Annotated in this window: 12 protein-coding genes; 9 read left to right on the top strand and 3 right to left on the bottom strand. The window is 53.3% G+C overall.

Annotated elements, in window-relative coordinates:
• Positions 1-86: 86 nt before the first annotated feature.
• Together J1778_RS23730 and ybjG are read left to right on the top strand one after the other, a co-directional pair.
• Positions 87-821, top strand: coding sequence for a class I SAM-dependent methyltransferase (locus tag J1778_RS23730; RefSeq protein WP_217175232.1), 735 nt, complete (start codon positions 87-89; stop codon positions 819-821).
• 295 nt (positions 822-1,116) lie between these two features.
• Positions 1,117-1,722 carry an undecaprenyl-diphosphate phosphatase gene (gene ybjG, locus J1778_RS23725; RefSeq protein ID WP_217175231.1) on the top strand — a complete coding sequence of 202 codons (606 nt, stop codon included), beginning with the start codon at positions 1,117-1,119 and terminating at the stop codon, positions 1,720-1,722.
• A 135-nt stretch (positions 1,723-1,857) separates the two neighbouring features.
• Here ybjG and J1778_RS23720 read toward each other — a convergent pair whose 3' ends face one another.
• A complete protein-coding gene (locus J1778_RS23720; protein WP_217175230.1) occupies positions 1,858-3,069 on the bottom strand; it encodes a serine hydrolase in 1,212 nt (403 codons plus the stop codon).
• A 309-nt stretch (positions 3,070-3,378) separates the two neighbouring features.
• Between J1778_RS23720 and J1778_RS23715 the strand changes: the two genes are divergently transcribed.
• Together J1778_RS23715 and J1778_RS23710 are read left to right on the top strand one after the other, a co-directional pair.
• Complete coding sequence (locus J1778_RS23715) at positions 3,379-3,723, top strand: GlpM family protein (RefSeq protein ID WP_217175229.1); 345 nt, start codon at positions 3,379-3,381, stop codon at positions 3,721-3,723.
• A 100-nt stretch (positions 3,724-3,823) separates the two neighbouring features.
• Positions 3,824-4,516 carry an HAD family hydrolase gene (locus tag J1778_RS23710; protein WP_217175228.1) on the top strand — a complete coding sequence of 231 codons (693 nt, stop codon included), beginning with the start codon at positions 3,824-3,826 and terminating at the stop codon, positions 4,514-4,516.
• 16 nt (positions 4,517-4,532) lie between these two features.
• Here J1778_RS23710 and J1778_RS23705 read toward each other — a convergent pair whose 3' ends face one another.
• A complete protein-coding gene (locus J1778_RS23705; RefSeq protein ID WP_217175227.1) occupies positions 4,533-5,456 on the bottom strand; it encodes a LysR family transcriptional regulator in 924 nt (307 codons plus the stop codon).
• 156 nt (positions 5,457-5,612) lie between these two features.
• On the opposite strand from J1778_RS23705, the gene J1778_RS23700 reads away from it, so the two are divergent.
• From J1778_RS23700 to J1778_RS23690, 3 genes are all read left to right on the top strand, one after another.
• A complete protein-coding gene (locus J1778_RS23700) occupies positions 5,613-7,034 on the top strand; it encodes a M20 family metallopeptidase (RefSeq protein ID WP_217175226.1) in 1,422 nt (473 codons plus the stop codon).
• The gene (locus J1778_RS23695) at positions 7,031-8,314 is read left to right on the top strand and encodes an MFS transporter (RefSeq protein ID WP_217175225.1); all 1,284 of its coding nucleotides are present in this window, start codon (positions 7,031-7,033) and stop codon (positions 8,312-8,314) included. Before J1778_RS23700 ends, J1778_RS23695 begins: the two co-directional genes overlap by 4 nt.
• A 146-nt stretch (positions 8,315-8,460) precedes the next feature.
• Positions 8,461-9,081: a glutathione S-transferase family protein gene (locus J1778_RS23690; RefSeq protein ID WP_217175224.1), complete on the top strand. Its 621-nt coding sequence runs from the start codon at positions 8,461-8,463 to the stop codon at positions 9,079-9,081.
• 73 nt (positions 9,082-9,154) lie between these two features.
• On the opposite strand, the gene J1778_RS23685 is transcribed toward J1778_RS23690, so the two are convergent.
• Complete coding sequence (locus J1778_RS23685; RefSeq protein WP_217175223.1) at positions 9,155-10,306, bottom strand: PQQ-dependent sugar dehydrogenase; 1,152 nt, start codon at positions 10,304-10,306, stop codon at positions 9,155-9,157.
• A 310-nt stretch (positions 10,307-10,616) separates the two neighbouring features.
• On the opposite strand from J1778_RS23685, the gene J1778_RS23680 reads away from it, so the two are divergent.
• Both J1778_RS23680 and J1778_RS23675 read left to right on the top strand, forming a co-directional pair.
• A complete protein-coding gene (locus J1778_RS23680; RefSeq protein WP_217175222.1) occupies positions 10,617-11,690 on the top strand; it encodes a sugar ABC transporter substrate-binding protein in 1,074 nt (357 codons plus the stop codon).
• 204 nt (positions 11,691-11,894) lie between these two features.
• Positions 11,895-13,262, top strand: coding sequence for a glycoside-pentoside-hexuronide family transporter (locus J1778_RS23675; protein ID WP_217175221.1), 1,368 nt, complete (start codon positions 11,895-11,897; stop codon positions 13,260-13,262).
• Positions 13,263-13,380 lie beyond the last annotated feature (118 nt).

Genomic DNA, 13,380 nt, shown 5'->3' with positions numbered 1-13,380 from the left:
TCATTGCTCTCTCATAAAATAATTCACTACACTATTCAGGCCAAAATGAATTGGCAGTTAAGACTATTTTTATAGGAGTCATTCTCATGACGCAAAATATTTACGATGATCAGGCCTTTTTCGATGGCTATGCCCAGCTCGGACGCTCGCAGTTCGGGCTGGACGGCGCCCCTGAATGGCCTTCCCTGAAAGCATTGCTGCCGGACATTAAAAACGCCCGCGTGGTGGATCTCGGTTGTGGCTACGGCTGGTTTTGCCGGGCTGCACGTGAAAGGGGCGCAGGTGACGTTCTCGGCCTGGATGTCTCGGAAAAAATGCTGGAAAAGGCCCGTGCCATGACCCCGGATACGGCTATCCGCTATGAAAGACGCGACCTGGAAACGTTGATCTTACCCGAAGCCGCTTTCGACCTTGCCTACAGTTCCCTGACCCTGCATTACATCGACGCCCTGCCCGCGCTGTTCCGTACTGTTTATCAGGCGCTGAATGCAGGTGGTCATTTCGTATTCTCAGCAGAACATCCGGTATATACCGCGCCTTCTGAGCCGGGCTGGAAGCTGAACGGACAAGGTCACAAAACCTGGCCGGTGGACGGTTATCAGCGCGAAGGCCAGCGCGTCACCAACTGGTTTGCAGATGGCGTGATTAAGCAGCACCGGAAGCTCGGCACTTATATCAATTTGTTGATTGAAGCCGGATTCGTTATCCGTCATCTGGATGAATGGGGCCCTTCTGCTGAGCAAATTGCCGCTTATCCCGACCTCGCTGAGGAAGCCGAGCGACCAATGCTGTTCCTGATGTCAGTGCAAAAACCGCGTTAACTCTTAACCGCTAACTTCCCCTCGTTCAGAAATCTTTTCTTTCATTTTTCCAGTCAGGCATCGCTGCCGGGAGGCTCGTCCTCCCGCCTGCTTAAGGCTTCCTTAAGTTCTTCTGTTTACACTTCATTTCATCGCGAAACTATACCGTTGCTCAATGACTGCGGATATTCAGACGACGTCCACTTTACCTCTGTGGCGACGCAATTTAACGTATCCGGCGTTTATGAAGGTTTTGTGACGGATTGATAGGAATTTTTTGAAGGCTATTTTGGCCTGTTTATTCGAGGGTAGTTTAATGGAACAGCTGAACCATCTGGTTTTTCTCTGGATTAACGCTACGCCGGCCTCGCCGGAGACGCTGATCAAGTTTGCCTCATTTCTGGCAAATGATCTGATCATCATTGTCCCCCTGATGATTGCCGGATTATGGCTTTGGGGGCAGCGCGAGAACATCGGCCAGCAGCGTGTTCTGGTCAGCAAAACAGCCATTGCCCTCCTTTTTGCGATGGCGACAGCGAAGTCGTTATCTTTGTTATTCCCTCATGCACGCCCTTTCGTGGAAGGCTTCGGACATACCTTCATTCAGCACGCCCCTGACAGTTCGTTCCCGAGCGATCATGGCACCGCCATCTTCACCTTCGCCCTGTCATTCCTGTTCTGGCATCGCCTGTGGTCCGGCGCATTACTGATGGTGACCGCTGTGGGCATTGCCTGGTCACGTGTCTACCTGGGCGTTCACTGGCCGCTGGATATGGTCGGCGGTTTCCTGGTGGGAATGCTCGGCTGCCTGTTTGCACAACTGGTATGGAACCTGTTCGGTGAACAGATTAACGCGCTGATGTGCAAGGTTTACCGCTTCGGATTTGCCTTCCCGATTAAGAAAGGCTGGGTGCAGAACTAACAACGGAAACAACCCTCTGAATCATTCGGGTTGCATCAAGGCGGCAGGTGTGTGAACCCCCGGAGCTTACATCAGTAAGTGACCGGGGTGAACAAACGCAGCTAACGCAGGGTCAGCCTGAGGGATGACGGGGTTTTATTTCCCAAAAATACTTGCCCATAGACCGCTGATTTTCATCATCACGAAGTCCCAGATACGGCCAATAAAGCCGGTTTCCTTCACTTCCTGCAATGCGACCAGCGGACGCTGTTCAATCACTTTCCCGTCCAGACTGAAATCTACTGTCCCTACCACCTGATTTTTCGCCAGAGGCGCTTCAAGCTGTTTATTGGTCAGATTAAAGCTGGCTTTGAGATTCTTCAGCTGGCCTTTCGGCATGGTCAGCGACGCATTTTCTGCGACACCCAGCGGTACCATTTTTTCGTCACCAAACCAGACGCGCTGGCTGGTAAATGCATCACCGGCTTTAATCGGCGTCAGCGTCTCATAAAAGCGGAACCCCCAGGTCAGCAGGCTTTCGCTTTCGCTGAAACGGATACGGTCGCTTGGCGCGCCCATGACAACGGCAATCAGCCGCATGCCCGTTGAATCACTGGCCGAGGACACCAGATTATAGCCCGCGCCTGAGGTGTAGCCGGTTTTAATCCCGTCAACGTTCAGGTTTGAGCTCCACAACAGACGGTTACGGTTAATCTGTTTGATATGGTTAAAGGTAAATTCTTTCTCTTTGTGCAGTGCATATTCGTCCGGCGTATCACGGATCAATGCCTGTGAAAGCAGCGCCATATCGGTGGCGGAGGTGTACTGACCATCCGCATCGAGCCCGTGAACCGTTTTGAAATGCGTGTTTTGCAGTTTCAGCTGTTCTGCGTAACGGTTCATCAGATTAACGAATGAATCCTGGCTGCCCGCGACGTAATCGGCCAGCGCGATACTGGCGTCGTTACCCGACTGAATGACGATACCTTTATTGAGTTCGGATACCGGCACGCGGTCGCCGGGTTTAAGGAACATCAGTGAGGAGCCACGCAATACCGGATTGCCGGTCGCCCAGGCATCATTGCCGACAGAAACCAGATCGTCAGATTTAATTTTGCCGGATTTGATTGCCTGCCCGACCACGTAGCTGACCATGATTTTACTCAGGCTGGCCGGATCAAGACGGGCATCAGGGTTAGATTCGGTGATGATTTTTCCGCTGTTGTAATCCATTAACACCCAGGATTTGGCGTTAATCTGAGGGGCGACGGGGCCGTTATCCGCCTGTGCGGCGGGAAGCGCCAGCAGGAATATTCCACTGCCCAGCGCGTAAATGAAAGTCCGTTTGAATTGGGAAGAAATTGTCATAGGTATCAGCGCTTTTGTCCGGGTAACTGAAATTTATCTTATCTTTCAATCAGATTGTGCAACTCTGTCAGGTGTAAAACCTACTGCTTTCCGGGTCGGGAATAAACCTAAATAGTGTAAAGATCTTAAGAATAGTAGAGTTTTCCGCTGGTTGCGCAGATTCAACTGGCGATAAAAACAGCAGTCAGTGCTTGACCATTTCACGCATGTGCGGCAGTTTGGCATAGCAATGCATATAAAATATCTATAACAATAAACGGTTTATTCACAACGGGACGTCAACGTTTTGAACTGATGGCAGGGGCAGAAATGGCAGGTTTGATTTTTAAAGCGCTGATCGGCGCGCTGGTCGTGATCCTGATCGGAATACTCTCGAAAACACGTAACTATTACATTGCCGGTCTGGTGCCATTGTTTCCCACCTTCGCCCTGATTGCCCATTATATTGTCGGCACTGAACGCAATATCGAGGCACTGCGTACGACCATCATTTTTGGTCTGTGGGCCGTCATCCCCTACATGGTGTATCTGCTTTCTTTATATTTTTTCATTGCTTCGATGAAATTACCTTACGCTCTGATTGCCGCCGTCGCCTGCTGGTCGCTGGCCGCCTGGGCACTGATTAGCCTGTGGAGCCGTTTTCACGCTGGATAAAACGCTTTATTAAGTTTACGTGGCAATTCGGTCACAAAAAACTCAACCCCAAAAATTGCGCTACGCTGAATGAAGACTGTCAGATGAGGGAATCTGTACCATGGATCTCGCAATTTTTGAGCTCGACCATACCCTGATTTGCGATGACAGCCACAACCTGTGGCTGCACTGGCTGATTTCTCAGGGTTATGCCTCTTCGGATGAACTCACTCATTACCGTCTGCATGCCCTGCCTGCGCAGTTTTCCCCGCACAACATCGCGCATTACAGTGATTACCTTACCCGTGCCTTTGTACCGATGAGTGGCCTGAGCTGCCCGACCGTGGCGAACTGGGTTCAGCGGTTTATTCACCGCGATATCCTGCCACGTGTTTATCCTCAGGCACGTGAAAAGCTGGAGTGGCACCGGACTCGGGGGGATGAAATCCTGATTATTTCGGCTTCTGGCGAACATCTGGTGAAGCCGGTGGCCAGGCGTCTCGGCGCACATGCAGGTATCGGGCTGCAGGCCGGCGTCAGCAACCAGCGTTTCAGTGGTGCAGTGGAAGGCAAACTGACGTTTCATCAGGGTCGCGTCGACCGTCTGAAACTCTGGCTGGAAACCCGCAGGTCCCCTGCTTACCAGCAAATATTTGCCTACTGCCACACGTTATACGATCAGCCTTTGCTGGAATTCGCCGACGTATCAACGGTCATCAACGCCAGCGAAGCGCTGCAAAATATCGCGGCCGCACAGGGCTGGCATTCTCAGCACTGGTCGCGTTATCCGCATCTGCAACAGGCCGCCTGCTGAGGAAAGAGGTTTTCCGCTATAAACCAAAATCACGAATAAATGCCTCGCTTTCACGCGCTATTTCATCACGGACAAACTCGATGAATTGTGTCAGTGCAGCGGAACGCCGTTTTCCCGCTGGTGATTGCAACTGTAACGTTCGCTGATTCAGCTGTTCAATGTTGACCGGTTTGACCCGCAGATTGTCGCGGCGCGCTTTGTACATAATTGAAAAATGGCTGCATGCCGCAATCGCGCCGGGGGTATGCACCATAAAATCGTATAACACAGAGAAACGGTTACAGCTCACCGCCGGTTCGAGAAAAACTCCGCTCATCCTGCATGACAAATCAAACAGCTGACGGATGGTGCTTCCCTGCTCGGTCATCGCCAGCGGATAGGGATGCAAATCCGTCAGCTGCACATGGCTTTCAGCCAGCGGATGGTCCGGTCGCATAACCATCCGCACCGGCGCCGGGAAAGAAGCCATGATATCCACGCCCCGCTCGGCCACCAGGCTGAACTGCAGGGCGAAATCCACTTCGCCGTTATGGATCATTTCTGACACTTCCACCGCCGTGCCGACATTGAGATAAAACATCACGCCGGGGTGATCGTGCCTGAACTGTGAAAACAACTGCGGCAACAGGTCAAACGCCAGACCGTCGGTGCAGGCCATGCGGATCACCGTGCGACGTACCGCATTCAGCCCCTGAATTTCCGCTATCGCATGTTCCATATCCATCATGCTTTTACGCACGTGGTTTTCCAGTATCTGCCCGGCGTCATTAAGTACCATTCCGCGCGCATGGCGTTCAAACAGCGGTGCGCCGATGCGCGCTTCGAGACGCTGGATCTGACGGCTGATGGCAGAAACGGCGACGAATAATTGCTTACTCGCCCCGCTCAGTGACCCCGTATTCGCAACCGCCAGAAAATAGCGGATCTCTGAACTTTGCATGACCTTATTGCCTCATAACTGTGCAGATGAGCATTACAATAAAAGCAACGCTAAGTTGCAATTATTATTATTGTGGCAACGCTTGCACAGCGCTTAGAGTGAAACTGCTAAAAAAACCAACAATAAATCCTCAAAACAATTACAAGCAGGTTTCATATGACAGCGGAAAATATCGTTGAACAGGCGTTAGCCTGGTTCGATCAGGGTGAATATAAACGAACGCTGGCACGCAGGGTCGCTATTGCGACTGAAAGCCAGAGTAATCAGCGCGACGCAGAACTGGCGCGCTATCTCGATGAAGAGATCAAACCGGCACTTTCCGCGATGGGTTTCAGCCTGCTCAGCGTGGAAAACCCTCATGCCGCCAGCCGTCCTTTTCTGATTGCCACGCGCATTGAAGACCCCGAACTGCCTACCTTACTGAGTTACGGTCACGGGGATGTGGTGTTTGGTGACGATGAAAACTGGCGTCAGGATTTATCGCCATGGGAGCTTAAAGAAGAAGGTGACCGCTGGTACGGACGCGGCAGCGCCGACAACAAAGGCCAGCACAGCATCAATATTGCCGCGCTGGAGCAGATTTTCAAAGTACGCGGCGGTTACCTGGGGTTTAACTGCAAACTGCTGTTTGAAATGGGCGAAGAAATCAGCTCTCCGGGGCTGGCTGAACTTTGCCGTGATTATCATGAAGAACTGAGCGCCGATATCTTTCTGGCTTCGGACGGTCCGCGTCTGAGCGCAGAACGCCCGACATTATTTCTCGGCTCACGGGGCGCGGTGAATTTCCGTCTGACGATTAACGCACGCGACAACGCTTATCATTCCGGCAACTGGGGCGGTTTACTGACCAATCCGGGTACGCAGCTGGCGAATGCGCTGGCGTCGCTGGTCAATCAGCACGGTCAGTTACAGGTTACGGCACTGAAACCGCCTGCGGTCAGCGAGGCTATTCGTGAAATTCTCAGTGATGTGGATGTGGGGGGTAGTGCCAGCGATCCGCAAATCGATCCGAACTGGGGCGAAGCGGGCCTGACGCCAGCGGAGCGTTTATACGCGTGGAATACGCTGGAAGTGCTGTCGTTCCTGACCGGCAATCCGCAGCGCCCGATGAACGCTATTCCCGGCCACGCCACGGCGGTCTGTCAGCTGCGGTTTGTGGTCGGTACCGACTGGCAGAACCTGGCGGAACACGTGCGCGCACATCTGGATGCTCACGGTTTCCCGCAGGTCGGTGTGGAGTTTGTACGCGGTTCACCGGCCACCCGTTTTGATCCGACCGATCCGCTGGTCGGCTGGGCGCTGGATATCATGCAGCAGACAACCGGTAAAAAACCGGCACTGCTGCCCAATCTGGGGGGATCGCTGCCTAATGATGTCTTTGCCGACATTCTCGGTTTGCCGACGCTGTGGGTTCCGCACTCTTATCCGGCTTGCGGCCAGCATGGCGTCAACGAACATATGCTGATTTCCGTGGCCCGCGAGGGTCTGGCCATCATGACTCATCTTTTGTGGGATCTCGGTGAAAGCGGTACCCGCTTGCTGGAACAGCATCTTGCCCACGCCGGAGGTGCCCAATGAGCCAGTTAAGCGCCGCATCTCAACACGCAGGCACGGCGGCAGAAAAGCCCAGCCTGATGAAAACCCTGTTCGCGACCTGTATCGGCAACGCACTGGAATGGTTTGATATCGCGATTTACGGCTTTTTCGCCAGTTATATCGCCCATGCGTATTTCCCGACGTCCGACCCGACCGTCTCCCTGTTGCTGGCATTTGGCAGCTTTGGCGTGTCATTTTTGATCCGCCCGCTTGGCGCCATTGTTCTGGGCGCTTACGCCGATAAACACGGTCGCAAAGCCTCGTTGCTGATGTCCATCAGCCTGATGATGGCCGGCGGCCTGATTATCGTCATCACGCCGTCTTACACCACTATCGGCATGGCGGCACCGCTGCTGATACTGGCCGCCAGGCTGATTCAGGGGTTTTCCGCAGGCGGGGAATTCGGCAGTTCGACGGCGTTTCTGGTGGAACATTTCCCGGAGCGTAAAGCGTTTATCGCCAGCTGGCAGTTCGCTACGCAGGGTGCCAGCACGCTGCTGGCCTCGGCTTTCGGGCTGGGATTATCCGCCGTTCTGAGCGAAACGCAGTTACAGGACTGGGGATGGCGGATCCCGTTTATTTTCGGCCTGCTGATCGGTCCGGTCGGGTTGTATATCCGCCGCCATATCAAAGAATCCGAAAGCTTCAGTAAAGCTGAAAAGACCGCCTCTCCGCTGAAAGAAATTGTGCGTTCACAGAAGGGGTTGTTCTTTACAGCCATCGGTCTGATGGTCGTGTCTACCGCCATTAACTACATGCTGAACTATGTTCCGACGTACGCGACCAAAACGCTGCATCTGCCTGCTTCTGCCGGATTCAGTGCCACGCTGGCAGCCGGAATTATCCTGACCGTCGTCACGCCGTTTATGGGTCTGTGGGCGGAGAAAATTGGCCGCCTGCCGCTGATGTGGGGCTCATTGATTCTGTTGCTGCTGACCATTTATCCGGCGTTCTGGTTGATGCTGCAATACACGTCGGCGATGTCATTGCTGCTGCTGATTAGCTGGCTGGCACTGCTGAAATCGGTATATTTCTCTACCGTGCCTTCGATGATGGCAGATTTGTTCCCGATAACCACCCGCGCCAGCGGCATGGCGATCAGCTACAACGTTGCGGTGACTGTTTTCGGTGGTTTTGCACCGTTCATCTGTACGCTTCTGATCTCCGCCACCGGCAGCAGTCTGGCACCGGGTTATTATCTGATGGTTGTCGCCCTGCTCAGCGTCTGGTCACTGTTTAAAGCGCAAAAAACTCAGCGCTGATTTCCTCACAATGACATTCAGCGACAGAACCTGCTGTTGCTGAGTGTTACTTTTTTCACTTCGCTTAATCACTGGCCGTGGCCTATAGTCTTAGCCAGAAAGATGTACGCCTTCTGTTTTCCCGTATTAAAAACAAGGAGTTCCGGATGCTCACCCTATGGGGCCGCGAAAATTCAAGCAACGTGAAAAAAGTGCTGTGGCTGCTCGATGAACTGAATGTGACCTTTCAGCACATCAATGCCGGCGGCGTGTATGGCAAAAACAATGAACCGCTTTATCTGTCACTTAACCCGAACGGGCTGGTGCCTTGTCTGCAGGACGACGATTTCGTGCTATGGGAATCCAACGCTATTCTGCGCTATCTGGCAGAACGGTCTGGGAAAGAAACCTTCTGGCCGGACAATCTGCAACAACGCGCGGCGGCAGATAAATGGCTGGACTGGTGCAGTAACTCGCTGACCGTGCCGTTTCGTCAGGTGTTCCTGACGCTGGTGCGCACGCCGGAAGCAGAACGCGATATGTCGGTGGTCGCGGCGGGTATGGCGGCATTTGAGAAATACTGGGCAATTGCCGACGCCGTGCTCGCGAAGCAAAAATGGTTCTCCGGTGAACAATTCGGCATCGGGGATATTCCGGTTGCCTGCTACGCCGATACCTGGTTCCGCCTGGATATTGAACGTCAGTCGCATCCGAATCTTGAACGCTGGTATCAGCAACTTCAGCAGCGTCCGGCCTTCTGTAAACGCGTGATGCTGCCCCTGAGCTGACCGGTCTTCGCGTCGGTTAATCCTGCAATGCAAAAGGCGGTCATTTCTGACCGCCTTTTCTCATCAAATGACCTCAGCTTTGCGGTGCAATTTTCAGTAACTTGCCATCGCTCTCATCCGTCAGCACATACACAAACCCGTCGCTGCCGACCTGCACCTCGCGGATACGCTCTTTACGATCGCTGAGCAGCCGTTCTTCATGGGAGACTTTATCGCCCTCAAGCGTCAGTCGGATCAGGGATTCCCCTGCCAGCGCGCCGACGAAAAGCGAGTTTTTCCACTGCGGGAATTTCTGCGCGTTATAGAACGCCATTCCGCTTAGTGCAGGCGAAATCTCCCAGTAGTAAACCGGATCTTCCGCGCCCGCCAGCGTCGACCCTTTCGCTTCAGGGATTGGCTGACCGGAATAGTTAATCCCAAACGTTGCCAGAGGCCAGCCGTAGTTTTTCCCCGCCTGCGGCAGATTAACTTCATCGCCACCGCGCGGTCCGTGCTCGGTTTCCCAAAGCGCGCCGCTCCACGGATTAATTGCCAGCCCCTGCGGATTGCGGTTGCCGTACGTCCAGATTTCAGGCTTTGCATTCCTGTCGTGCACAAACGGATTATCCTGCGGTACGCCGCCTTCCGGCGTCAGGCGCAAAATCTTGCCCTGTAACTGATTGAGATGCTGGGCGTTGATGCGCTGATTGTTATCGCCGCTGGAAAGAAAGATATTGCCCTTATCATCAAACGCCATGCGACCGCCAAGATTGATACCGCTTTGCAGGGCCGGTTGCTGAATGAAAATCACTTTAAAATTGCTCAGCGCTTTATTATCCGCCGACAATGTACCGTAGCCGAGCGCCGCATGAGGTTCGCCCTTTTCACCCGGCTGCGCAAACGTCAGATACACCCGACGATTGCTGGCAAAATCTGGCGATAAACGCACATCCCACAAACCTGCCTGTCCGCTGACCCAGACGCGCGGCACGCCTTTCAGCGGCGCCGAAAGTTCACCCTCCGGTTTCCACAGACGCAACTGCCCGCTGCGTTCGGTGATCAATGCGCCCTGATTATCGGGTAAAAAGGCCAGCGACCAGGGATGATCCAGTCCTTTCGCCAGCTCCGTCACTTGTGCGCCAGTCGGGGGTGGAGGCACAGGGGATTTCGGTGCGGCACCCGCCTGACCGGTCATCAGGGCAAGGATAAAAACAGGCAATAATGTGTCGCGGAAAGAAAAGGACATAAGGCTTCTCCCGGAGGCTGTATTGGGGTGAACGTTCGACGTAAATATCACAGACAAAAACTCAGTTTAGGCCATGTGCCTGTTTTTGCTCACAGGCTGCGCATCCACTATAACCAACAGGAATAACAACGGGGCTAAATATAATAACAACAAAGCATTCCCTCTTTCGTAACATACCGGTAAACTGCCCCGACAGAATAGACGTCTGGACAGACAGACTTCTGTACATCCTCAATTAAAAATGACACCAGAAAAAATCGCGTCCGACGGACCTCTTTAGTCACCAGAGCAATATAATGAGAGCAGTATAATGAAAAAAATATCCGCATCCTTGCTGGCATTGAGCCTGTTTTCAGCTGTACCCGCCTTCGCTGCCGGTGAAACGCCCGCCCCCGTTCCGGCGGCCATTGCCCAACACAACGGCCCTGTCCGCATCGCTATCGTGCGCAATCTTGGTTCTGACGACAACACCACCCAGTTTCTGGCCGGTGCCATCAAACAAGGCCGTGCGCTTGGGTTTAAAGTCGATACCTTCCTGAGCAACGGTGATGACGCTAAATTCCAGGATTTCGTCAATCAGGCCATCAGTCAGAAATACGACGGCATCATCCTTTCTCAGGGGCGCGGACCTTATTCCGAAGCGCTGGTTAAACGCATCGCCGCGGCAGGTATTGCGGTTTCTGCCTTTGATACTGAAGTACCGGAAGATATTCCGGGCGTGACGGTCACCCGTCAGGACGATGCTTCGCTGGCAAAAGCCTCTGTGGGTCAGCTGGTGAAAGATTTCAACGGTAAAGCCAATATCGTCAAATTGTGGGTAGCCGGTTTCCCGCCAATGGAACGTCGCCAGAAAACTTACGAAGCCATTCTGAAAGAGAATCCGGGTATTCATCAGCTGGAGTCTATCGGCGCGGTGTCTTCTGACGTTCAGGGCGATACCGCAAACAAAGTCGGCGCGATACTGGCGAAATACCCGAAAGGTCAGATTGATGCGATCTGGGGTGCATGGGATGCGTTCAGCCAGGGTGCGTATAAAGCCCTGAAAGAGAATGGCCGTACTGAAATCAAACTCTACAGCATTGACGTGTCGAATCAGGATCTTCAGCTAATGCGCGAAAAAGGCAGCCCGTGGCAGATGACCGCCGCTGTCGATACTCAGCTGATCGGCGCCGTGAACCTGCGTATCGTGGCACTGAAAATTGCCGGCGAGAAAACGCCTGCCACTTACGAATTTCCGGCGCAAACCATCCCTCAATCCCTGCTGCTTAGCCAGCCGGATGGCGTCAACGTGACCGGCCTGAGTAAAATCATTCCAGGCTGGGGAAAATCTGAAGATTTCAGCGCGCCGTGGTTTGCGACGCTGGAAGCAAAATACAAAAAGTAACCGCCTCACAGACCTCCCGGTAACGGGAGGTTTTTACTCCGCTGTTCAGTCCTTCGCCCGTTTGTTCCGCTCAACTTTTCCCCGTTTGCCCCGCGCGATCACAGAAATAAAGAAACATAATTTCAGAAACAAAAATCTCAATAGCCCCAACGCCTTGTAAACGTTAAAACCTGTACTCTCCCATTTCATACGGACATTGAAGCAATGAGTACTGAGATCCTTTCGGTCAAGGAAAAGATTGGATATGGATTAGGCGATGCGGCCAGTCATATAATTTTCGATAACGTCATGCTTTACATGATGTTCTTTTATACCGATATCTTCGGCATACCGGCCGGTTATGTCGGCACCATGTTCCTGCTCGCCCGCGCGCTGGACGCAATTTCTGATCCCTGTATGGGATTACTGGCCGACCGCACCCGCACCCGCTGGGGGAAATTCCGCCCTTACGTACTGTTTGGCGCCATTCCATTCGGTATTGTCTGCGTCTTTACCTACACAACGCCAGAGCTCAGCATGACCGGCAAAATGATTTACGCCGCCATCACCTATACGCTGCTCACGCTGATGTACACCGTGGTGAATATTCCGTACTGCGCGCTGGGCGGCGTGATCACCTCTGACCCGACACAGCGTATTTCGTTGCAATCGTACCGCTTCGTGCTGGCCACCGCCGGCGGGATGCTGAGTACGGTGCTGATGATGCCGCTGGTGAATTATATCGGCGGTGAAAACAAGGCACTCGGTTATCAGGGCGGGATCGCGGTACTGGCGATTGTCGCCGCCATCATGCTGGCGATTTGTTTTGCGACCACCAAAGAGCGTATTGATCCGGGTAAACCGACCGGCACCATGCGCGAAGATTTGCGCGATATCTGGCACAACGATCAGTGGCGCATTGTCGGCCTGCTGACCATCCTCAATATTATGGCCGTCGCGGTTCGCGGTGGCGCCATGATGTATTACGTCACTTATATTCTCGGAAATCCGGTGCTGTTCGCCTGGTTCCTCGGCGTCTATTCCGTCGGCAACCTGTTCGGCAGCGCACTGGCTAAGCCACTCACCGACTGGAAATGCAAAGTCAGCGTGTTCTGGTGGACCAACGCCATTCTGGCGGTACTGAGCATGGGTATGTTCTTCCTGCCGGTGAACGGCAGCGTGCTGATGTTTATCTTCATCTTCGTCATCGGCGTTCTGCACCAGCTTGTCACTCCGATCCAGTGGGTGATGATGTCCGACACCGTCGATTACGGCGAATGGAACGACGGCAAGCGTCTGACCGGTATCAGTTTCGCCGGTACCCTGTTTGTGCTGAAACTCGGTCTGGCACTGGCCGGCGCGATGATCGGCTGGATGCTGGCGGGTGCCGGTTATCAGTCCGGTGCCACGACTCAAAATGCGGCCACCATGACCAGCATTATCGCGTTATTCACTCTGGTTCCGGCAGTCTGCTATCTGCTGAGCGCCATCATCTGCAAACGCTATTACATTCTGCGCACCCCGCTGCTGCGCCGCATTCTCGATGAAGTGGCTCAGGGCATCCGCCGTAATCAGCAAGAGTTTATGAAATGAATTTGTTTTTTAAAAACTGAAATTGATTTAACTGAACATGCCCAAAATCATTCGTGCTGAATCAAGGCGGCAACTGAGTAAATCCCCGGGAGCATACACAGGTATGTGACCGGGGTTG

The organism is Rahnella bonaserana (genome assembly GCF_019049675.1).
GTDB lineage: Bacteria > Pseudomonadota > Gammaproteobacteria > Enterobacterales > Enterobacteriaceae > Rahnella > Rahnella bonaserana.
Note: the sequence above shows the minus strand (reverse complement) of the source record. Positions and strands in the feature narration are given on the sequence as shown.

Bases quoted from the DNA above. Each gene is read 5' to 3' on its own strand.
- J1778_RS23730 (WP_217175232.1), top strand. From the start codon at position 87: ATGACGCAAAATATTTACGATGATCAGGCCTTTTTCGATGGCTATGCC.
- ybjG (WP_217175231.1), top strand. From the start codon at position 1,117: ATGGAACAGCTGAACCATCTGGTTTTTCTCTGGATTAACGCTACGCCG.
- J1778_RS23720 (WP_217175230.1), bottom strand. From the start codon at position 3,069: ATGACAATTTCTTCCCAATTCAAACGGACTTTCATTTACGCGCTGGGC.
- J1778_RS23715 (WP_217175229.1), top strand. From the start codon at position 3,379: ATGGCAGGTTTGATTTTTAAAGCGCTGATCGGCGCGCTGGTCGTGATC.
- J1778_RS23710 (WP_217175228.1), top strand. From the start codon at position 3,824: ATGGATCTCGCAATTTTTGAGCTCGACCATACCCTGATTTGCGATGAC.
- J1778_RS23705 (WP_217175227.1), bottom strand. From the start codon at position 5,456: ATGCAAAGTTCAGAGATCCGCTATTTTCTGGCGGTTGCGAATACGGGG.
- J1778_RS23700 (WP_217175226.1), top strand. From the start codon at position 5,613: ATGACAGCGGAAAATATCGTTGAACAGGCGTTAGCCTGGTTCGATCAG.
- J1778_RS23695 (WP_217175225.1), top strand. From the start codon at position 7,031: ATGAGCCAGTTAAGCGCCGCATCTCAACACGCAGGCACGGCGGCAGAA.
- J1778_RS23690 (WP_217175224.1), top strand. From the start codon at position 8,461: ATGCTCACCCTATGGGGCCGCGAAAATTCAAGCAACGTGAAAAAAGTG.
- J1778_RS23685 (WP_217175223.1), bottom strand. From the start codon at position 10,306: ATGTCCTTTTCTTTCCGCGACACATTATTGCCTGTTTTTATCCTTGCC.
- J1778_RS23680 (WP_217175222.1), top strand. From the start codon at position 10,617: ATGAAAAAAATATCCGCATCCTTGCTGGCATTGAGCCTGTTTTCAGCT.
- J1778_RS23675 (WP_217175221.1), top strand. From the start codon at position 11,895: ATGAGTACTGAGATCCTTTCGGTCAAGGAAAAGATTGGATATGGATTA.